The sequence below is a fragment of the Arenimonas sp. SCN 70-307 genome, from assembly GCF_001724815.1.
GTDB lineage: Bacteria > Pseudomonadota > Gammaproteobacteria > Xanthomonadales > Xanthomonadaceae > Arenimonas.
Genome location: NZ_MEDO01000012.1, coordinates 46,933 through 65,200, shown reverse-complemented (window position 1 = coordinate 65,200; position 18,268 = coordinate 46,933). Strand labels below are relative to the sequence as shown.

The 18,268-nt window shown below is 69.5% G+C and carries 19 protein-coding genes; 7 read left to right on the top strand and 12 right to left on the bottom strand.

Going from position 1 to position 18,268, the window contains the following annotated elements; translation table 11 throughout:
• Positions 1-233: 233 nt before the first annotated feature.
• The 9 genes from ABS41_RS05955 to miaB form a co-directional block, all read right to left on the bottom strand.
• Complete coding sequence (locus ABS41_RS05955; protein ID WP_290591887.1) at positions 234-2,513, bottom strand: nitric-oxide reductase large subunit; 2,280 nt, start codon at positions 2,511-2,513, stop codon at positions 234-236.
• Positions 2,514-2,712: 199 nt separating this feature from the next.
• Complete coding sequence (locus ABS41_RS05950; protein ID WP_290591885.1) at positions 2,713-3,462, bottom strand: helix-turn-helix domain-containing protein; 750 nt, start codon at positions 3,460-3,462, stop codon at positions 2,713-2,715.
• Between the two features lie 19 nt (positions 3,463-3,481).
• Complete coding sequence (hemN, locus tag ABS41_RS05945) at positions 3,482-4,876, bottom strand: oxygen-independent coproporphyrinogen III oxidase (protein WP_290591883.1); 1,395 nt, start codon at positions 4,874-4,876, stop codon at positions 3,482-3,484.
• 126 nt (positions 4,877-5,002) lie between these two features.
• On the bottom strand, positions 5,003-5,980 hold the full coding sequence (corA, locus tag ABS41_RS05940; protein ID WP_290591881.1) for a magnesium/cobalt transporter CorA: 978 nt from the start codon (positions 5,978-5,980) through the stop codon (positions 5,003-5,005).
• Positions 5,977-7,167 (bottom strand): DUF4105 domain-containing protein, encoded by a 1,191-nt coding sequence (locus ABS41_RS05935; protein ID WP_290591878.1) that lies wholly within the window; start codon positions 7,165-7,167, stop codon positions 5,977-5,979. Before ABS41_RS05935 ends, corA begins: the two co-directional genes overlap by 4 nt.
• Positions 7,154-8,002: a transporter associated domain-containing protein gene (locus ABS41_RS05930; RefSeq protein ID WP_290591876.1), complete on the bottom strand. Its 849-nt coding sequence runs from the start codon at positions 8,000-8,002 to the stop codon at positions 7,154-7,156. Before ABS41_RS05930 ends, ABS41_RS05935 begins: the two co-directional genes overlap by 14 nt.
• A gap of 133 nt (positions 8,003-8,135) precedes the next feature.
• Positions 8,136-8,597, bottom strand: coding sequence for an rRNA maturation RNase YbeY (gene ybeY / locus ABS41_RS05925; protein WP_290591874.1), 462 nt, complete (start codon positions 8,595-8,597; stop codon positions 8,136-8,138).
• Complete coding sequence (locus ABS41_RS05920; RefSeq protein ID WP_290591872.1) at positions 8,594-9,568, bottom strand: PhoH family protein; 975 nt, start codon at positions 9,566-9,568, stop codon at positions 8,594-8,596. The genes ybeY and ABS41_RS05920 overlap by 4 nt, the downstream gene beginning before the upstream one ends.
• Positions 9,565-10,911, bottom strand: a complete 1,347-nt coding sequence (gene miaB / locus ABS41_RS05915; protein WP_290591870.1) for a tRNA (N6-isopentenyl adenosine(37)-C2)-methylthiotransferase MiaB — start codon at positions 10,909-10,911, stop codon at positions 9,565-9,567. Before miaB ends, ABS41_RS05920 begins: the two co-directional genes overlap by 4 nt.
• A 130-nt stretch (positions 10,912-11,041) precedes the next feature.
• Between miaB and ABS41_RS05910 the strand changes: the two genes are divergently transcribed.
• The 6 genes from ABS41_RS05910 to ABS41_RS05885 all read left to right on the top strand — a co-directional run bounded on the left by ABS41_RS05910 (position 11,042) and on the right by ABS41_RS05885 (position 15,841).
• Positions 11,042-11,920 (top strand): lytic transglycosylase domain-containing protein, encoded by an 879-nt coding sequence (locus tag ABS41_RS05910; protein WP_290591867.1) that lies wholly within the window; start codon positions 11,042-11,044, stop codon positions 11,918-11,920.
• A 133-nt stretch (positions 11,921-12,053) separates the two neighbouring features.
• Entirely contained in the window at positions 12,054-12,659 is a 606-nt protein-coding gene (petA, locus tag ABS41_RS05905) for a ubiquinol-cytochrome c reductase iron-sulfur subunit (protein WP_290591865.1), read from the top strand.
• A complete protein-coding gene (locus tag ABS41_RS05900) occupies positions 12,659-13,906 on the top strand; it encodes a cytochrome bc complex cytochrome b subunit (RefSeq protein ID WP_290591863.1) in 1,248 nt (415 codons plus the stop codon). The genes petA and ABS41_RS05900 overlap by 1 nt, the downstream gene beginning before the upstream one ends.
• Positions 13,899-14,636: a cytochrome c1 gene (locus tag ABS41_RS05895; RefSeq protein WP_290591861.1), complete on the top strand. Its 738-nt coding sequence runs from the start codon at positions 13,899-13,901 to the stop codon at positions 14,634-14,636. The genes ABS41_RS05900 and ABS41_RS05895 overlap by 8 nt, the downstream gene beginning before the upstream one ends.
• 150 nt (positions 14,637-14,786) lie before the next feature.
• On the top strand, positions 14,787-15,422 hold the full coding sequence (locus ABS41_RS05890) for a glutathione S-transferase N-terminal domain-containing protein (RefSeq protein WP_290591859.1): 636 nt from the start codon (positions 14,787-14,789) through the stop codon (positions 15,420-15,422).
• Entirely contained in the window at positions 15,419-15,841 is a 423-nt protein-coding gene (locus ABS41_RS05885) for a ClpXP protease specificity-enhancing factor (protein ID WP_290591857.1), read from the top strand. Before ABS41_RS05890 ends, ABS41_RS05885 begins: the two co-directional genes overlap by 4 nt.
• Positions 15,842-15,847: 6 nt before the next feature.
• On the opposite strand, the gene ABS41_RS05880 is transcribed toward ABS41_RS05885, so the two are convergent.
• Complete coding sequence (locus ABS41_RS05880) at positions 15,848-16,168, bottom strand: DUF3301 domain-containing protein (protein WP_290591855.1); 321 nt, start codon at positions 16,166-16,168, stop codon at positions 15,848-15,850.
• A gap of 124 nt (positions 16,169-16,292) precedes the next feature.
• On the opposite strand from ABS41_RS05880, the gene ABS41_RS05875 reads away from it, so the two are divergent.
• Positions 16,293-17,099 (top strand): FHA domain-containing protein, encoded by an 807-nt coding sequence (locus ABS41_RS05875; protein WP_290591853.1) that lies wholly within the window; start codon positions 16,293-16,295, stop codon positions 17,097-17,099.
• A gap of 9 nt (positions 17,100-17,108) precedes the next feature.
• On the opposite strand, the gene nadC is transcribed toward ABS41_RS05875, so the two are convergent.
• Together nadC and ABS41_RS05865 are read right to left on the bottom strand one after the other, a co-directional pair.
• Positions 17,109-17,963, bottom strand: a complete 855-nt coding sequence (gene nadC / locus ABS41_RS05870) for a carboxylating nicotinate-nucleotide diphosphorylase (protein WP_290591851.1) — start codon at positions 17,961-17,963, stop codon at positions 17,109-17,111.
• A 1-nt stretch (position 17,964) separates the two neighbouring features.
• A complete protein-coding gene (locus ABS41_RS05865; RefSeq protein WP_290591849.1) occupies positions 17,965-18,231 on the bottom strand; it encodes a Trm112 family protein in 267 nt (88 codons plus the stop codon).
• Positions 18,232-18,268: the final 37 nt, after the last annotated feature.

Here is an 18,268-nt window from a genome sequence, read left to right as displayed (position 1 = left end):
TCCACTTCGGCCACGGCCGGCCCCGTTTTGTTGCCTCGAGAACAACAATTCTGCCGGGTCGGCCGTGTGCCTCTCTCCCCTCAGTTGGGAGAAGAACCTCAAAAATGGGGTCAGAGAACATATGCGTTTTAAACGCATATGTTCTCTGACCCCATTTTTGAGGCTTGCGTGTCCCAAAAAAAGGGGCCACCGAAGTGGCCCCAAGCACAATCACACGTCGGAGAACGCGTTCTTCAGCGGGCGCTCTCGGTGGCGCCTTCGACCTGGGCCGGCGCCGTGCGCGGTGCGATCCAGAGCCGCAGCACGAACCAGGCCAGGGCCACGGCGCCGACGCTGAAGATCGTGTCGCCGGGTACGCGCATCCACACCAGCATGTCGACGATCGGCTGCTGCATGAACTCGGCCGAGCGGGCGTACCAGTAGCCGTTGTCGACCGCGGCGATGAGCTGCAGGATGCCCAGCGGCAGCAGGGTGAACAGGGCCATGCCGACCAGGCCGATGTTCAGCGCCCAGAACGCGGTGCGCAGCGGGGCTTCCGGCCAGATCGCGTTCGGCTTCATGCCGCGCAGGCAGAACAGCATCAGGCCGATGCCGAGCATGCCGTACACGCCGAACAGGGCGGTGTGGCCGTGCAGCGGGGTCAGGTTCAGGCCCTGCATGTAGTACAGCGGCAGCGGCGGGTTGATCAGGAAGCCGAACAGGCCGGCGCCGACGAGGTTCCAGAACGCCACTGCGGTGAAGAACAGGATCGGCCACTTGTAGCGCTGCATCCACGGCGTCGCCTTGCCCAGCTTGTAGGTGTGGTAGGCCTCGAAGCCGACGTAGGCCAGCGGCACCACTTCCAGGGCCGAGAACGAGGCGCCCAGGGCGATCACCGCGGTCGGGGTGCCGGTGAAGTACAGGTGGTGCAGGGTGCCGAGCACGCCGCCGGCCATGAACACGATGGTGGCGAAGAGCACGGCGACCGTCGCCGTCTTCGTCTTGATCAGGCCCAGCTTGGTGAACAGGAAGGCGATGACGGCCGTGGCGAAGACCTCGAAGAAGCCCTCCACCCACAGGTGCACCACCCACCAGCGCCAGTACTCGACCATCGACAGGTGCGTGTGCTCGTTCCACAGCAGGCCGGCGCCGTAGAACAGGCCGATCGCGACGGTGGAGAGGAACAGCAGGGTGGTGATGGACTTCGACTCACCGCCGGCGCGGATCGCCGGCACCAGGCAGCGGCCCACCAGCACCAGCCAGATGCCCAGGCCGAGGAACAGGAACCACTGCCAGAAGCGGCCCAGGTCGACGTATTCCCAGCCCTGGTGGCCGAACCAGAAGTTGTGCTCGAGGCCCAGCTTCTGCATCACCGCGAACCACTGGCCCGCGAACGAACCGACCACGATGATGATCAGGCAGACCCAGAGCACGTTGACGCCCAGCGCCTGGAACCTGGGCTCATGCCCGGAGATCGCCGGGCCGATGTACAGGCCCATGCCCAGCCAGGCCGTGGCGATCCACAGCACCGCCAGTTGGGTGTGCCAGGTGCGCGTGAGCGAGTAGGGCAGGATTTCCGAGAGCGCGAAGCCGTAGAAGTCCTGGCCCTCGACCTGGTAGTGCGCGGTCATCGCGCCCAGCAGGATCTGCGCCAGGAACAGCGCGATCACGATCCAGAAGTACTTGGCCGTGGCCCTCATCGAAGGCGTGACCTTCACCTGCGCCAGCGGGTCGGTCAGCGGCAGCTTCGGGTCCTCGTCGCGCTCGTGGTTGACCGCGTAGTGCCAGCCCAGCAGCGAGATGCCGGCGATCAGGAACAGCACGCTGAACACCGTCCACAGCAGCAGGTTCGAGGGCGGCTCGTTGCCCACCACCGGGTCGTAGGGCCAGTTGTTGGTGTAGGTGATGTCCTTGCCCGGGCGCTGGGTGACGGCGGTCCAGGACGTCCACCAGTAGAACGCGGTCATCATGCGCCGGTGCTCGGCGTCGGCGACCGTGCCGTCCTTCATCGCATAGGCCTCGCGCAGCGACTTGGTGGCCGGGTCGTTGCTGAACAGGCTCTGGTAGTGCGCCGAGACGTTGTTGATCGCCAGCAGGCGCTCGTCGCTGATGGTGATGGTGCCGGCGGCCTCGTCGAAGGTGTTGGCCCGCAGCATCTCCTGCAGCCTCGCCTCCAGCGCGGCCTGCTCGGCCTTGCCGAGCGAGGCGTGGTCGGGCGCGGAGTATTCGGCCCGGGCCCAGGCGTCGAGGATGGCCACGGCCTCGCGGTGCAGCCAGTCGGCGGTCCAGTCCGGGGCGACGTAGCCGCCGTGCCCCCAGATCGAGCCCAGCTGCTGGCCGCCGATCGACTGCCAGACGACGCGGCCGGTCTGGATGTCGTCCTTGGTGAAGACCACCTGGCCGGATTCGGTGACGACCTTTTCGGGGATCGGTGGCATGACGCGGTGGATTTCGCTGCCGACCCAGAGCAGGGCGGCGAACGAAACCGCGAGCAGGGCGGCCAGGCCCAACCACAGCTTCTTGGTGCTACTCATGACGGCTCTCCTTGCAGGATGCCGCCATGCTCGTGTTCACCGGGGGCCGGGTCACTGACCCAGGTCAAGCGATGCCACGGTAGGAGCGCCTTCAGGCGCGAATCTTTTGCTCCTTGGCTCTTTCGCGCCGGGCTCGTTCCCGGCGCAAAGATGGAAAGGCAAAAGATTCGCGCCTGAAGGCGCTCCTACAGGGGCTTGGTCAGCTGCGCAGGACGGCGCGGGCGAGGTCTTCGAGCCCGGCCGGGTCGGTGATCTCGAGCTCGCGGCGGTCCACCCGGATCCGGCCGTCCTCCTGCAGGCGGCGCAGCACGCGGCTGACCGTCTCGGGCGCCAGGCGCAGGTAGTTGGCCATGTCGGTGCGGGTCATGGTCAGGTGCAGGCGGGTGGCCGAAAAGCCGCGCTGGGCGAAACGCCGCGACAGCGCCACCAGGAAGGCGGCCATGCGCTGGTCGGCGCTGTAGTCGCCGGCCAGCAGGGCGGCCTTGCCGATGTCCTGGCTCAGCAGCCGGAACAGCTGGGCCTGCAGCCCGGGCATGCGGGTGGCCAGCAGCGCCATCTTCGGGAACGAGAACCGGCACAGCATCACCGTGTCCAGCGCCACCGCGTTGCAGGGGTAGCGGGCCTCGGAAATGGCGTTGAGGCCGATGATCTCGCCCGGCAGGTGGAACCCCAGCACCTGTTCGTGGCCGGAGGCGTCGAGTACGTAGGTCTTGACCGTGCCGGCACGCACCGCGGCGATGGCGTTGAACTCGTCGCCCTCGCGGAAGATGTGCTCGCCCTCGTGGTAGGGCCCGACATGCTCGACCAGCACGTGCAGGTCCATCAGGTCGGACTTGCCGTAGCCCTGGGACAGGCAGGCGTCGGAGAAGGCGCAGGTGCTGCAAAAGCGCAGCTCGTCGCCGTCGTCGGCAATGGGATTGTGCCGGGGCCGGCGGGCCGTCGGGCTCACGCGGGTACCCCCGTCGGGCTCAGATGGCCTTGGAGAAGCGCGCGGGCTCGGCCTGGGCCTGGTGCAGGTAGCGGTCGAAACATGCCGCGATGATACGCAGCAGCAGGCGCCCGCGCGAGGTCGCCGTGATCCGGTCGGCCGAAACCTCGACCAGGCCGTCGGCCTGCAGGGGCTCCAGCCGGGCCAGTTCGTCGGCGAAATAGACGCCGAAGTTGATCTCGTGGCGCTCCTCGAGGGCCGGGATATCGACCTCGCCCTGGCACATCAGCTGCTGGATCAGGTCGGCCCGCAGGTTGTCGTCGGCGTCGAGCTGCATGCCGCGCCAGGTGGGCAGGCGGCCTTCGTCGATGGCGATCTCCCAGCTGGGCAGGTCGCGCGGGTTCTGGCTGTAGGTGTCGCCGACGTGGCTGATCGCGCTCACACCCATGCCCACCAGGTCGCAGTCGGCGTGGGTGGTGTAGCCCATGAAATTTCGGTGCAGGCCGCCCTTCTCCTGGGCGATCGACAGGTCGTCGCCGGGCAGGGCGAAGTGGTCCATGCCGATGTAGCGGTAGCCGGCGGCCGAGAGTTTTTCGATCGCCAGCTGCAGCAGGCCCAGCTTGTCCTCGGCGCTGGGCAGCTGCGACTCGTCGATCTGCTTCTGCGGGCGGAACAGCTGGGGCATGTGCGCGTAGCTGTAGACGGCCAGGCGGTCGGGGCGGGTGGCGACCACGGTGTCGAGGGTCTTGCCGAATCCTTCGCGGGACTGCAGCGGCAGGCCGTAGATCAGGTCCACGTTCACCGAGCGGAAACCATGGCGGCGGCAGGCATCGATCACGGCCTGTGTCTCTTCCACCGACTGGATCCGGTTGACCGCCGCCTGCACCCTCGGGTCGAAGTCCTGCACGCCGAGGCTTGCTCGGTTGAAGCCCATGAAGGCCAGGGCCTCGATGTCGCCGGCCTCGACGAACCGCGGGTCGAGCTCGATGGAGAAGTCGCGGGTGGGGGACTGGCTGAAACGGAAATGGGTGTTGAAGCTCTCGAGCAGTTCGCCGATCTGCGAGGCGCTGAAGAAGTTCGGGGTGCCGCCGCCGAGGTGGATCTGCACCACCTCGCGGTCGCGGTCGAACAGCGGGCCGAGCATCGCCACCTCGCGCACCAGCCGCGCCAGGTAGGTGTCGGCGCGGGCCTTGTCGCGGGTGATGATGCGGTTGCAGCCGCAGTAGAAGCAGGGGCTGAAGCAGAACGGCACGTGCGCGTAGATCGACAGGCGGCGCGGGATCGGGTCGTCGTTGCTCAGGCGGGCGGCGCGGGCGAAGTCGGCGGCGCCGAAGCCGGGCTTGAACTGCGGCGCGGTCGGATAGGAGGTATAGCGCGGCCCCGGCCGGTCGTAGCGGCGGAGCAGCTCAGCGTCGAAGGGGGGGATGGCGGCCATGGCAGGCATCCTGCCGCCCGCCGCCCGGCCCCGCCTTGACCTCCGTCAAGCAAAGAAACGGGGTCAGGTTCACTTATGCCCCGGGGCCCGTCGGGCCCGGGGCATAAGTGAACCTGACCCCGTTTCTTAGAGCCAGCGGGCGCGGCGCAGGAGGAGGAACAGGCCGCCGACGACCAGGGCCGTGACGCCGATGACGCCGGCGTAGCCGAAGCGGGTGGCGAACTCGGGCATGTGCGGGAAGTTCATGCCGTACCAGCTGGTGATCAGCGTGGGCGCGGCCAGCAGCGCGGCCCAGCCGGCCAGGCGCTTGACCACCTCGCCCTGGGCCACCGTGACCAGGGCCAGGTTCACCGACATCGCCGCGGTGAGCATCTCGCGCAGGGTGTCGGTGGCGTCGGACACGCGCAGGATGTGGTCGTACACGTCGCGGAAGTACAACCGCATCTCTTCGCCCACCAGGTGCGTGTGCACGCGGGTCAGCTGGCCGGTGATGTCCTGCATCGGCGTCACCGCCAGGCGCAGGCGGGTCAGCTCGCGCTTGAGGTCGTAGAGCTTGCGCACCGTGTCGCGGCTGAAGCTCTCGGCGAAGATGTCGTGTTCGAGCTCGTTGAGCTGGTCGCGGAACTCGTCGACGATGGGCAGGTAATTGTCGACGATGAAGTCGAGCACGGCGTACAGGCCGTAGGTGGGGCCCAGCGCCAGCAGCTCGGGCTCGCGCTCGCAGCGGGCGCGCACCGTGTTGTAGGACAGCGAGGTGCCGTGGCGCACCGTCACCAGGTAGCGCGGCCCGACGAAGAGGTGGGTTTCGCCGAAGCTCACCTTGCCATCCTGCGCCTGCGCGGTGTGCACGGCGATGAACAGCGAATTGCCATAGGCCTCGATCTTGGGTCGCTGGTGCGCGTGGTGCGCGTCCTCGACGGCCAGGTCGTGCAGGTCGAACTCCTCCTGCAGCTTGTCCAGCAGCTCCTCGCCCGGCTCGTACAGCCCCACCCAGACGAAGCTGCCGTCGTCCACCGCCAGCACGTCGCTTATTTCGTCCAGGGTGATGTCGCGCCGGCCGCCGTCGCGGCCGTAGCGCACGCAGTTGACGACGCAGGTGTTCATCGCTTCGGGTCCAGGCTGCGCAGCAGGGCCCAGTGTAGCGGCAGCAGCAGCACGACCCACTCCACGTTCTGCTGGGGCAGGAAGGGCAGGAACTTGAGGAAGCCGGCCAGGGCGGCGCTTCCGGTCACGATCCACAGCAGCACGCGGAAGCGCCCCGACGGTTCGCGCCCGCGCAGCCGCGCCCAGCCGCCGGGCAGCAGGGCCAGGCACAGCGGACTGAGCAGCAGCAGGTTCTGGTTGGCGTGGCCGGCGGTGTGGGCGCTGCCCAGCCAGATGAAGGCCATCACCCCCCCGGCCAGGCCCGCGACGGTCCAGAACACCAGGGCGAATCCGGCCAGCGCGCGCGGCGCGCGCTTGCCCGCCAGCAGCACCAGCGCCGCCAGCGCCAGGCCGGCCAGGAAGGCCTTGCCCGTCAGCTGCGGTGCCTCCGCCGGCGGTGGCACCAGGCGATGCGGCAGCAGGGTCTGCTCGGTGGCCACCAGCGGCCGGCCATCGGGCAGCTTCGATTCGCGCAGCGCGTCGCGCAGGCGCATCGGGATGAACGCCTCCTCCCAGCGCGACAGCGGCCGGTCGGCGCTGCCGCCCAGGCCGAGGTGGAAGCCCAGCGCCATCCACGGCGCCGGCGCCGCCAGTCGCACCGATTCGCTGCGCCAGGTGTTGCCCTGGGAGCGGCCGATCAGCTGGGCTTGCAGCTGCCCGCCCACGGCGCGGTCGATGGCGTCGCGCACGCGCGTGGAGCAGTTGGCGGTGTAGTAGTCGTAGACGTAGCGGGCGTTTTCGGGCCGGGCGTTCTCCGCCAGGGCATCGGCCAGTTCGCGGGCCTGCGTCGGTTCCAGCGCCAGCCACTGCACCACCACGCCGCGGCCGACCTGGCGGTAGTAGGCCAGGTCGCGCTCGAGCGGCAGCACCTCGAGCCGGTACTCCATGCGCCCACGCACGAAGTTCCGGTGGAAGCCGGGCTCGTCGAGGTCGAAGAAACCGAAGTTGTAGCTCAGGGCCTGGCCGGTGGCCGGGTCCTGCACGACGACGCTGTTGTGGCCGAAGCGTTCGAAGAAGATCTCGCCCGGCTCCATCGTCATCACGCCGATGCGCGGCGCGGCGGCCGCGGCCAGGCCCGGCAGCAGCCAGGCCAGGCAGAGCAGGGCGAGCAGCAGGGCCGGTGCGCGCCGGCGCTCAGTCCTCGCCATGCACGCTGACCACGAAGGTGTGCACGCGGCGGCCGTCGGCGCGGCCGACGCGGAAGTGGAAGCGGCCCAGGGCCAGCTCCTCGCCCGCCTCCGGCAGGTGGCCGATGGCGGCGGTGACCAGTCCGCCGATGGTGTCGTACTCGTCGTCGGGGAAGTCGGCGCCGAAGCGCTCGTTGAAGTCCTCGATCGGCGTGAGCGCGTCCACCATGAACTGGCCGTCGGCCTGGGCGGCGATGAGCTTGGTCTCGTCGGCGTCGTCGTGCTCGTCGTCGATCTCGCCGACGATCTGCTCGAGCACGTCCTCGATGGTGACCAGGCCGGCGACGCCGCCGTGCTCGTCCACCACGATGGCCATGTGGTTGCGCGAGAGCCGGAACTCCTTGAGCAGCACGTTCAGGCGCTTGGATTCGGGGATCAGCACCGCCGGGCGCAGCAGCTCGCGGATGGTGCCCGGGCCGTTGTCGCTGACCATGCCGCGCAGCAGGTCCTTGGCCAGCAGGATGCCGAGGATTTCGTCGCGGTCCTCGCCGTGCACCGGGAAGCGCGAGTGGCCGGACTCGACCACCAGCCGCATCAGTTCCATGAAGGGCGCATCGATGGGCAGGGACACCATCTGCGAGCGCGGGACCATGATGTCGCCGACCTGCTGCTCGGACACCGACAGGGCGCCCTCGAGCATCTTCAATGTGTCGGGCTCGAGCAGGCCGTTGGCCTGGGCCTCGCGCAGGATCTCGACCAGGTCGTCCCTGGTCCGGGGTTCGCCGGAAAAGGCCAGGCTCAGGCGTTCGAGCCAGGAGCGGCGTTCCGGCGGGCTACTAGGGGAGTCTTCGGACATTTCTCTGGGGTGGTGCGCCGCAGGGCGGCGGAAACCCGAGTTTACCCGAGACCGGTACCAGGTTCATTTTCCCGGGGGAAGACCCTGCAAATGCCCCGTCCCGGCCCGGGAAAATGAACCTGGTACCTTTGCTTCAATACGGGTCGGGCAGGCCCAGGCCGGCCAGGATCTCGCGTTCGAGCTGCTCCATGGCCTCGGCCTCGCGCTCGTCCTCGTGGTCCAGGCCCAGCAGGTGCAGCACGCCGTGCACGGTGAGGTGGGCGTAGTGGGCGGCCAGGTCCTTGCCCTGCTCGCGGGCCTCGCGGGCCACCACGGGGGCGCAGATCACCAGGTCGCCCAGCAGGGGCAGGTCCACGCCGTCCGGCAGGTCGGCCGGGAAGCTGAGCACGTTGGTGGCGTAGTCCTTGCCGCGGTAGTGGTGGTTGAGGGCGCGGCCCTCCTTCTCGTCCACCAGCCGGATGGCCAGGTCGGCCTTGCGGATGCGCCCCCTGGCGGCGGCCGCGGCCCATTTGCGGAAGCTGGTGGCCGCCGGCAGGCCCTTGCGGGGCAGGCCGTAGCTGACGCCGACGTCGAGCTGGACGGGACCCTTGGTCATTCCTGCGACTCCTTGCCGTCGCGGGCATCGTAAGCCCGCACGATGCGCGCCACCAGCGGGTGGCGGACCACGTCGCGGGCGGTGAAGAAGTTGAAGCTGATGCCCTCCACGCCGCGCAGCACGTCGATGGCGTCGCGCAGGCCCGATTTCTGGTGCTTGGGCAGGTCGATCTGGCTCAGGTCGCCGGTGACGACGGCGGTGGAGCCGAAGCCGATACGGGTGAGGAACATCTTCATCTGCTCGATGGTGGTGTTCTGCGCCTCGTCGAGGATGACGAAGGCGTCGTTGAGCGTGCGGCCGCGCATGTAGGCCAGCGGTGCCACCTCGATGACGTTGCGCTCGAGCAGCTTGGCCACCTTCTCCACGCCCAGCATCTCGTAGAGCGCGTCGTAGAGCGGGCGCAGGTAGGGGTCGACCTTCTGGCTCAGGTCGCCGGGCAGGAAGCCCAGCTTCTCGCCGGCCTCCACCGCCGGGCGCACGAGCAGCAGGCGCTGCACGCGGCTTTCATTGAGCGCCTCGACCGCCATGGCCACGGCCAGGAAGGTCTTGCCGGTGCCGGCCGGGCCGATGCCGAAGTTGATGTCGTGGGTGGCGATGGCGTGCAGGTACTTCTGCTGGTTGGCGCCGCGGCCGCGCACGGTGCCGCGCTTGACCTTGATGGCCACTTCCTGCGGCGAGTAGGACTCGTCGAGGTGGCCGAGGCTGGCCTCGCCCAGGCGCAGGTGCAACTTGTGCGGGTCGAGCACCTCGGTGGCGGTTTCGTCGTAGAGCGCGCGCAGCAGCTTCTCGGCAACGTCCACCGGCTTTTCCTCGCCCGTGACGCGGAACACGTGCCCGCGGTTGGCGATCTCCACGCCCAGGCGCAGCTCCAGCAGGCGCAGGTGCTCGTCGAAGGGCCCGGCCAGGTTGGCCAGCCGGCCCACGTCCTGGGGCTCGAGCACGAAATCCCGGTGCGTCGCGTGCTTGCTCATGCGGTCTGGACCACCTCGCCGCGCAGGGAGTTGGTGCGGGCCTCGGTGATGCGCACGTCCACGAACTGGCCGACGAGGCGCTTGCCGCCGGGGAAGTTCACGTTGCGCATGTTCTCGGTCTTGCCGGTCAGCTCGTCGGGGTCCTTGGCGCTGGGGCCTTCGACCAGCACGCGCTGGACGGTGCCCACCATGGCCTCGGCGTAGCGGCGGGCGTTGGCGTTGATGGCCGCCTGCAGGCGCTGCAGGCGCTCGTTGGCCACCGCCGCCGGCACCTCGTCGTGCAGGTTGGCGGCCGGCGTGCCCGGGCGCCGCGAGTAGGCGAAGGAGAAGCTCTGGTCGAAGCCGATGTCCTCGATCAGCTTCATCGTCGCCTCGAAATCGCGGTCGGTTTCGCCCGGGAAGCCGACGATGAAGTCCGAGCTGATCGTGATGTCGGGCCGGGCCTCGCGCAGGCGGCGCAGCTTGGCCTTGTACTCCAGCGCGGTGTGGCCGCGCTTCATCGCCGCCAGGATGCGGTCGCTGCCCGACTGCACCGGCAGGTGCAGGAAGGCGGCCAGCTGCGGCACGTCGCGGTGGGCCTCGATGAGCGAATCGGTGAACTCGACCGGGTGCGAGGTGGTGTAGCGGATGCGGCCGACGCCTTCGATCTGGGCGATGGCGCGGATCAGCAGCGCCAGGTCGGCCTCGTCGCCCTCGGCGGTGGCGCCGCGGTAGGCGTTGACGTTCTGGCCCAGCAGGTGGATCTCGCGCACGCCCTGCGCCGCCAGCTGCGCGCACTCGAGCAGCACGTCGTCGAAGGGGCGGCTGACTTCCTCGCCGCGGGTGTAGGGCACCACGCAGAAGCTGCAGTACTTCGAGCAGCCCTCGATGATCGACACGAAGGCCGTGGGCCCTTCGGCGCGCGGCTCGGGCATGCGGTCGAACTTCTCGATCTCGGGGAAGCTGATGTCCACCTGCGGCCGGCCGCTCTCGCGCCGCGCCTCGATCATGCCGGGCAGGCGGTGCAGGGTTTGCGGGCCGAACACCAGGTCGACGAAGGGCGCGCGCTTGAGGATGGCCTCGCCCTCCTGGCTGGCCACGCAGCCGCCGACGCCGATCAGCACCGGCTTTTCCTTCTTGAGGTGCTTCCAGCGGCCGAGCTGGGAGAACACCTTCTCCTGGGCCCGCTCGCGGATCGAGCAGGTGTTGACCAGGATGACGTCGGCCTCGGCCTCGTCGTCGGTCAGTTCCAGGCCGTGTTCGGCGGCGAGCACGTCGGCCATGCGGGCCGAGTCGTACTCGTTCATCTGGCAACCGTGGGTCTTGATGTAGAGCTTGCCTCTGGCGGGCGAAGTCCCGGGCATGTCGGCGCTTAATCCGTTCCGGAAGGGGGGCGTATTGTAGCCCCGGGGCGGCTGTCCTGGCCGGCGCCCCGGCCCCGTTCGCCCCGGAAAGCCTTGGCAAGCGCCCCGGCAAGGAGTAAACCTCGCGCCCATGAGCCGCCACGTGCCCCTGCTGGCCGTCCTGCTGCTGGCCGCCGCCCATCCGGCGGCCGCCGGCACGCTGTACCGGTGCACCGGTGCCGACGGCGTGCCCAATTTCTCCAGCAAGAAGGTGCCGGGCGCGCACTGCACCGTGGCCACCACCTACCGGGCTTCGGACGCCCGGCCCCGCGCCGCGGCGCCGGCCGCGCCCGTGGCCACCCCGGCCGCCGGGGGCGGCGGCGGGCCGCGCCCGGCCGTGCAGTTCCACACCGCCTCGGCGGGCCAGGCCCTGCCGGCGGCGCCGGCCGCAACCAGCGGCGCCCGCGTCACCCGCGGCGCCATCTACAAGTACGAACGCGACGGCGTGGTGCACTACACCAACGTCCGCCCGGCCGGCGGCGGCGCGCAAATGTTGTTCAGCTACGTCGAGACCTGCTACGCCTGCGGCCTGCTGCCGGGCGTCGATTTCGGCACCGTGCGGCTCAACCTCGATGCCTATGCCGGCGAGGTGCGGGCGGCGGCCCAGGAGTTCGGGGTGGACGAGGCCGTGGTGCGCGCGGTCATCCATGCCGAGTCGGCCTTCCGGCCCAATGCGGTCTCGCATGCCGGGGCCCAGGGCCTGATGCAGCTGATCCCGGCCACCGCCGAGCGCTTCGGCGTCTCGGACGTGTTCGATCCGGCCCAGAACATCCGCGGCGGCGTGCAGTACCTGGCCTGGCTGCTCAAGCGCTACGAGGGCAACCTGACCCTGGCCGCCGCTGGCTACAACGCCGGCGAAGGCGCCGTGGACCGCCACGGCGGCGTGCCGCCCTACGCCGAGACCCAGCGCTACGTGCAGCGCGTGGGCCAGCTGGCCGAGCGCTACCGCGGGGCCCTGGCGGCCAACTGAGGCCCGCGCGCCGGCCCCGGCACGCGGCGTTGTCCGTGTCGCGCCGCGTCCGCTACAATTGCGCGTCTTTGCCGGCCCCTTCGGGACCGGCCCTTGGGTTTTCAGCCACTTAGCAAACGTTTCGGAGAGCCGGATGGCTAACGAAGGGGTCAACACGGGGCGCCGCCGCTTCCTGACCGCAACCACCGCCGTTGTCGGCGCGGTGGGCGTCGGGTTCGCCGCGGTGCCGTTCCTCAGTTCCTGGAAGCCCAGCGCACGGGCCCAGACGGCCGGCGCGCCGGTCGAGGTCGACATCAGCAAGATCGACCTCGAGCCGGGCATGCGCATGATCGTGCAGTGGCGCGGCAAGCCGGTGTGGATCTTCAAGCGCACGCCGGAGCAGCTGGCCGCGCTGCCGACGCTCAACGACCGCCTGCGCGACCCGGCGTCCGAGAACGCCGACCAGACGCCGGCCTTCGCCCGCAACGAAGTGCGCTCGATCAAGCCCGAAGTGGCCGTGATCGTCGGCATCTGCACCCACCTGGGCTGCTCGCCGAGCTACATCCCGGAACTGCAGCCGCAGGCCTTCGACGGCGAGTGGCAGGGCGGCTTCTACTGCCCGTGCCACAACTCGCGCTTCGACCTCGCCGGCCGCGTTTACCAGGGCGTCCCGGCCCCGTCGAACCTCGAGGTCCCGCCTTACCACTTCGTTGACGACAACCGCGTCATCGTGGGTGTTCCGCCGGAGGGAGCCGCGTAATGGCCAACGTCATCAACCGCACCGTCGAGACGGTCACCACCTGGTTCAACGACCGTACCCCGGGCCTGATCCCGGCGTACAAGAAGCACATGTCGGAGTACTACGCTCCGAAGAACTTCAACCTCTGGTACTACTTCGGTTCGCTGGCCCTGCTGGTGCTGGTCAACCAGATCGTCACGGGCATCTTCCTGACGATGCACTACAAGCCGTCCGCGGCCGAGGCCTTCAACTCGGTCGAGTACATCATGCGCGACGTCGAGTGGGGCTGGCTGATCCGCTACATGCACTCCACCGGCGCCTCGCTGTTCTTCGTCGTGGTGTACCTGCACATGTTCCGCGGCCTGATCTACGGCTCGTACCAGAAGCCGCGCGAGCTGGTCTGGGTGCTGGGCGTGGTCATCTTCCTGGTACTGATGGCCGAGGCCTTCATGGGCTACGTGCTGCCCTGGGGCCAGATGTCGTACTGGGGCGCGCAGGTGATCATCAACCTGTTCGGCACCATCCCGTTCATCGGCGGCGAGCTGACCGAGTGGATCCGCGGCGACTACCTGGTCGCCGACGCCACCCTCAACCGCTTCTTCGCCCTGCACGTCATCGCCCTGCCGCTGGTGCTGCTGCTGCTCGTCGTGCTGCACCTCGGTGCCCTGCACGAAGTGGGTTCGAACAACCCCGAGGGCGTGGACATCAAGAAGGTCAAGGACAAGGACACCGGCAAGCCCAAGGACGGCATCCCCTTCCACCCGTACTACACGGTGAAGGACCTGTTCGGCGCCGGCTTCTTCCTGATGATCTTCGCCTTCATCGTGTTCTTCGCCCCGGCGATGGGCGGCTGGTTCCTGGAGTGGGACAACTTCATGGCCGCCGACCCGCTGGTGACCCCGGCGCTGATCAAGCCGGTGTGGTACTTCACCCCGTTCTACGCGATGCTGCGCGCCATCCCGCACCCGCTGTTCGGCGTGATCGTGATGGGCGGCGCCACCCTGATCCTGTTCGCCCTGCCGTGGCTCGACCGCTGCAAGGTGCGCTCGATCCGCTACCGCCCGATGCTGCACAAGATCCTGATCGCCCTGTTCGTGGTCAGCTTCGTGGTGCTGGGCTGGCTGGGTGCGCAGAGCGGCTCCGACACCCAGAAGCTGGTGGCGCGCATCCTCACCGCGTACTACTTCGCCTTCTTCATCTTCATGCCTTTCTGGTCCACCTGGGGCCAGACCAAGGCCGTTCCCGAGCGGGTGCCCTCGCATGACTAAGCTGCGCCTCTTCGCCCTCCTGCTGGCTTTCGCGCCGGCCCTCGGCTTCGCCGCCGGCCCCGCCGTCAAGCTGGAATCGGCCGGGACCGACCTGAGCGACAAGGCCTCGCTGCAGCGTGGCGCCGGCCTGTACATGAACTACTGCGCCGGCTGCCATGCGCTGTCGCTGCACCGCTACTCGCGCATCGCCTCGGACCTGGACCTGCCGCCGGAGCTGGTCGAGCAGCACCTGATGCCGGCCCAGGCCCGCATCGGCGAGAACATCCACACCGGCATCAACGCCGGCGACGGCAATGCCTGGTTCGGCAAGGCCCCGCCGGACCTGAGCCTCACCGCCCGCGCCAAGCACGGCGGTTCGGACTGGATCTACACCTACCTCAAGGGCTTCTACATCGACGAAGCCCGTCCGATGGGCTGGAACAACACGGTCTTCCCGGGCGCCTCGATGCCCAACGTGTTCTGGGAGCTGCAGGGCATCCAGCGTCCGGTCTACGACCAGGGCGCCGACGGCCAGCCGCACCTGGTCCGCCTCGAGCTGGCCAGCCCCGGCCGCCTGTCGCCGCAGGAGTTCGACCGCGTCGCCCGCGACATCAGCGCCTTCCTTGAGTACGTCGCCGAGCCGGCGGCCCTCAAGCGCGAGTCGATCGGCGTCTGGGTGCTGCTTTTCCTGGCCTTCTTCACCTTCATCGCCTACCTGCTGAAGCTGGAGTTCTGGCGCGACGTTCACTGATTCCCCAAGGGAATCAATGGCTTGGGGCCGCCTTCGGGCGGCCCTTTGTTTTCCGGGGCACCGTCTTGCGGGAAACCGGGCATTTCGGGCATGGTCAGGGCTCGTGAAAACCGCTGGCAGGGGCCGGCGGCACCCCGGGGGACCTTCTTGATGGCAGCCAGTCCGCGTTTGCGTAATGCCCTGACCCTGTTTTCCGCCCGCGACTGCGTGGTCTGCCACCGCGTGAGGCTGGTGCTGGCCGCCAAGGGCGTCAGCTATGAACTGGTTCCGGTGGACCCGGCCAACCCGCCCGAAGACCTGGTCGACCTCAACCCCTACCACTCGGTGCCGACGCTGGTGGACCGCGACCTGGTGCTCTATGCCGCCTCGGTGGTGTCCGAATACCTCGACGAGCGCTATCCGCACCCGCCCCTGATGCCGGTCGACCCGCTCTCGCGCGCCCGGCTCCGCCTGGCGATGCTGCGACTCGAGCACGACTGGGTGCCGCACGTGCAGGCCATCCAGCACGGCACCAAGGCCCAGGCCGACGCCGGCCGCAAGCGCCTGAAGGAACTGCTGCTGGCCTCGCTGCCGCTGTTCAAGGCCTCCAAGTTCTTCCTCAACCCCGAGATGAGCCTGGCCGATTGCGCCATTGCCCCCATCATCTGGCGCCTGCCGGCGCTCGGCGTGCAGCTTCCCAAGGAGGCCAAGCTCATCGAGGACTACGGCAACCGCATCTTCCGCAACCCCGCCTACCTGCGCAGCCTGACCCCCGAAGAGAAAGGCCTGCGCGACCTGCCGCAATGACCGATACGCCCCGGATGGGTTCCAACCGCCCCTACCTGCTGCGGGCGCTGAACGAGTGGATCAACGACAACGGCATGACCCCGCACCTGCTCGTGGACGCCACCAGCGAGGGCGTGCAGGTGCCTGCGTCGTCGGTGAAGGACGGCCGGGTGGTGCTCAACATCGCCCCGCGCGCCGTCGCCCAGCTGCATATCGACAACCAGGGCGTGGGCTTCCTCGCGCGTTTCGGCGGCGTCAGCCAGTCGGTGTACGTGCCGGTGTCGGCCGTGCTGGCGATCTACGCCCAGGAAACGGGGCAGGGCATGATGCTGCCCGACGACGGCAGCGGCGAGGCGGGCGAAGGACCCGAGCCGCCGGCCGGCCCGGACGGCGGTGGCGGCGAGCCGCCGCGGCGCAGCCACCTGCGCGTGGTGAAGTAGGCGCGCTCAGTGCAGCGCGTTTTCCGGCGGCATCGGCCCGGCCAGGGCGCGCAGCCGCTTGCCGTGCATGACGATGCGGCCGGCGTGGCGGTCTTCGCCGCCGGTGGAGTATTCGAAGCCGAAATGGCGCTCCAGGCCCAGCCAGCCGTCGGGGCCGCGGCGCACGCGGATCGCCAGCAGGTGCACGCTGTGGTCGAGCCACTGCACGCCCGCGCGTGTACAGGCGCGCTGTCCGATGACAGTGGCGGCCTCGGCCGCGGCGCGGCCGGAAAACCAGAAGACAAGCAGGCCCATCGCGAGGACCGACAGCAGCAGGGTGGTGAGCATGCGGGCAGTGTGGGGGCGGTCGGCGCACACCACAAGGCGACCCCTGCCCGCATCGCCTTCACATGGCTAAGATAGGGCCGGACCCGCCCCGCCGGCGGCACGCGCCGAATCGCAGGAGAGCGAAATGAAACTGGTGTTTCCCAATGGCGAACATCCGCAGGTGCTGCTGAGCCACGGCGTCAACCGCATCGGCCGCTCGGCCGAAGGCGCGGTGGTGCTTTCCGTCGACGGCGTGCTCGAGCGCCACTGCGAAATCCACGTCACCGGTACCGGCGCCAACCTGCAGGTGCCCGACGGGGGCGGGGAGGTCAGCGTCAACGGCAAGCCGGTGGCCGACATCATGGCGCTGCGCGCCGGCGACACGATCGGCATCGGCCCGGTGCAGGCGCGCTTCATGGTGGTCGAGGCCGCGCGCGCGGTGCCTGCCAGCGCCGCCGCCGCGGCCGCTGCGGACGAAGAAGACACCGGGGCCACGCGCGTGCGCATGGCCGTGCCCAAGTACCTGCTGCGCGGCGTGTCCGGCGCGGTGTTTGGCAAGGTCTTCCCGGTGCAGGGGCCGGTGGTGATCGGTCGTGCGGCCGAAGCCGACATCCCGGTGGCCGCCGACGAGATCTCGCGACGCCACGCGCTGGTCAAGCCAACGCAGGACGGCGTTTCGGTCGAAGACCTCGGTTCCTCCAACGGCACCTACATCAATGGCAAGCGCGTGCAGCAGGGCTTCCTCAAGCCCGGCGACGAGCTGCGCCTGGACGCGGTGCGCTTCATCCTCGTGGCCCCGGGCATGGAGATGGCCCAGCAGGCCACGCGCCTGGCCAAGCCCGGCGACGCGGCCGCGCCGGCGGCCTCGGGCGGCATGAGCAAGTGGGTGCCGATCATGCTGACGGCGGCCGCGATCGTGGTCATCGTCGCCCTGGTGCTCAGCCGCGGCTGAGCCCGGGCATCAGGCGGGCGGCGGGCCGAGGCGCAGGGAGAGGTCGAGCGCCTGCACGTGTTTGGTGAGCGCGCCGATCGAGACGTAGTCCACGCCGATCTCGCCCAGCGCCGCCAGGCGCCCGAGCGTGACGCCGCCCGACACCTCCAGCGGAATGCGCCCCGCGGCGCGGCGCACGGCCTCGCGCAGGTCGGCGTCGCAGAATTCGTCGACCAGGATGCGGTCGCAGCCGGCCGCGAGCGCCTGGTCGAGTTCGTCGAGGGTTTCGACCTCGATGATCAGCGGCAGCGCCGGGTGCAGGCGGCGCGCCGCGGCCACGGCCGCGGCGATCGAGCCGGCGGCGTGGATGTGGTTTTCCTTGAGCATCACCGCGTCGTACAGGCCCATGCGGTGGTTGAGGCCTCCGCCGGCGCGCACCGCGTACTTCTGCGCCTGGCGCAGGCCGGGCAGGGTCTTGCGGGTGTCGAGCACGCGCGTGCGGCTGCCGGCCAGCGCGGCCACGCATTCGGCGGTGCGGCTGGCGGTGGCCGAGAGCGTCTGCAGGAAATTCAGGGCCGGGCGTTCGGCGCTGACCAGGGCGCGGGCCCGCCCCGCCAGGGTCACCAGCACCGTGCCGGCGGCCACGGCCTGGCCCTCGGCGACGCGCCAGTCGATGCGCACCTCCGGGTCGAGGCGGCGGAAGCAGGCGTCGAACCAGGGCCGGCCGGCGACGACGCCGGCCTCCTTGGCGATGACGTAGGCCTGGGCCGGGCCGTCGGGCAGCAGGTCGGCGGTGGCGTCGCCGGGGCCGAGGTCTTCGGCCAGGGCGCGGGCGACATCCCCGGCCACCACCTCGGGCGCGGGCGGGCTCGGGGGCAGGGCCATGTCAGCGCGGGAAATCGGCGACCTGGCCGGTGTCGAGCGCCTCGTCGGCCAGCAGCACGGGGATGCCGTCGTCCACGCGGTAGACGGTGCGGCGGTCGCGGGTGACCAGGGCTTCCGCCAGCGCCTCGGCCTGGGCGCTGCCGTCGGCGCGCACGATGCCGCCGGCGGCGATGGCGCGGTTGAGCCGGGCCAGGTCGTCGCCGGCCAGCAGGGCCAGCGGCTGCTTGCTGGCGGGGCAGCAGAGGATGTCGAGCAATTTGCGGTCCATGGCGTGGCCGGTGTCCGGTTCGGGGGCTTGGGTCTAG

Bases quoted from the DNA above. Each gene is read 5' to 3' on its own strand.
- ABS41_RS05955 (WP_290591887.1), bottom strand. From the start codon at position 2,513: ATGAGTAGCACCAAGAAGCTGTGGTTGGGCCTGGCCGCCCTGCTCGCG.
- hemN (WP_290591883.1), bottom strand. From the start codon at position 4,876: ATGGCCGCCATCCCCCCCTTCGACGCTGAGCTGCTCCGCCGCTACGAC.
- corA (WP_290591881.1), bottom strand. From the start codon at position 5,980: ATGAACACCTGCGTCGTCAACTGCGTGCGCTACGGCCGCGACGGCGGC.
- ABS41_RS05935 (WP_290591878.1), bottom strand. From the start codon at position 7,167: ATGGCGAGGACTGAGCGCCGGCGCGCACCGGCCCTGCTGCTCGCCCTG.
- ABS41_RS05930 (WP_290591876.1), bottom strand. From the start codon at position 8,002: ATGTCCGAAGACTCCCCTAGTAGCCCGCCGGAACGCCGCTCCTGGCTC.
- ybeY (WP_290591874.1), bottom strand. From the start codon at position 8,597: ATGACCAAGGGTCCCGTCCAGCTCGACGTCGGCGTCAGCTACGGCCTG.
- ABS41_RS05920 (WP_290591872.1), bottom strand. From the start codon at position 9,568: ATGAGCAAGCACGCGACGCACCGGGATTTCGTGCTCGAGCCCCAGGAC.
- miaB (WP_290591870.1), bottom strand. From the start codon at position 10,911: ATGCCCGGGACTTCGCCCGCCAGAGGCAAGCTCTACATCAAGACCCAC.
- ABS41_RS05910 (WP_290591867.1), top strand. From the start codon at position 11,042: ATGAGCCGCCACGTGCCCCTGCTGGCCGTCCTGCTGCTGGCCGCCGCC.
- petA (WP_290591865.1), top strand. From the start codon at position 12,054: ATGGCTAACGAAGGGGTCAACACGGGGCGCCGCCGCTTCCTGACCGCA.
- ABS41_RS05900 (WP_290591863.1), top strand. From the start codon at position 12,659: ATGGCCAACGTCATCAACCGCACCGTCGAGACGGTCACCACCTGGTTC.
- ABS41_RS05895 (WP_290591861.1), top strand. From the start codon at position 13,899: ATGACTAAGCTGCGCCTCTTCGCCCTCCTGCTGGCTTTCGCGCCGGCC.
- ABS41_RS05890 (WP_290591859.1), top strand. From the start codon at position 14,787: ATGGCAGCCAGTCCGCGTTTGCGTAATGCCCTGACCCTGTTTTCCGCC.
- ABS41_RS05885 (WP_290591857.1), top strand. From the start codon at position 15,419: ATGACCGATACGCCCCGGATGGGTTCCAACCGCCCCTACCTGCTGCGG.
- ABS41_RS05880 (WP_290591855.1), bottom strand. From the start codon at position 16,168: ATGCTCACCACCCTGCTGCTGTCGGTCCTCGCGATGGGCCTGCTTGTC.
- ABS41_RS05875 (WP_290591853.1), top strand. From the start codon at position 16,293: ATGAAACTGGTGTTTCCCAATGGCGAACATCCGCAGGTGCTGCTGAGC.
- nadC (WP_290591851.1), bottom strand. From the start codon at position 17,963: ATGGCCCTGCCCCCGAGCCCGCCCGCGCCCGAGGTGGTGGCCGGGGAT.
- ABS41_RS05865 (WP_290591849.1), bottom strand. From the start codon at position 18,231: ATGGACCGCAAATTGCTCGACATCCTCTGCTGCCCCGCCAGCAAGCAG.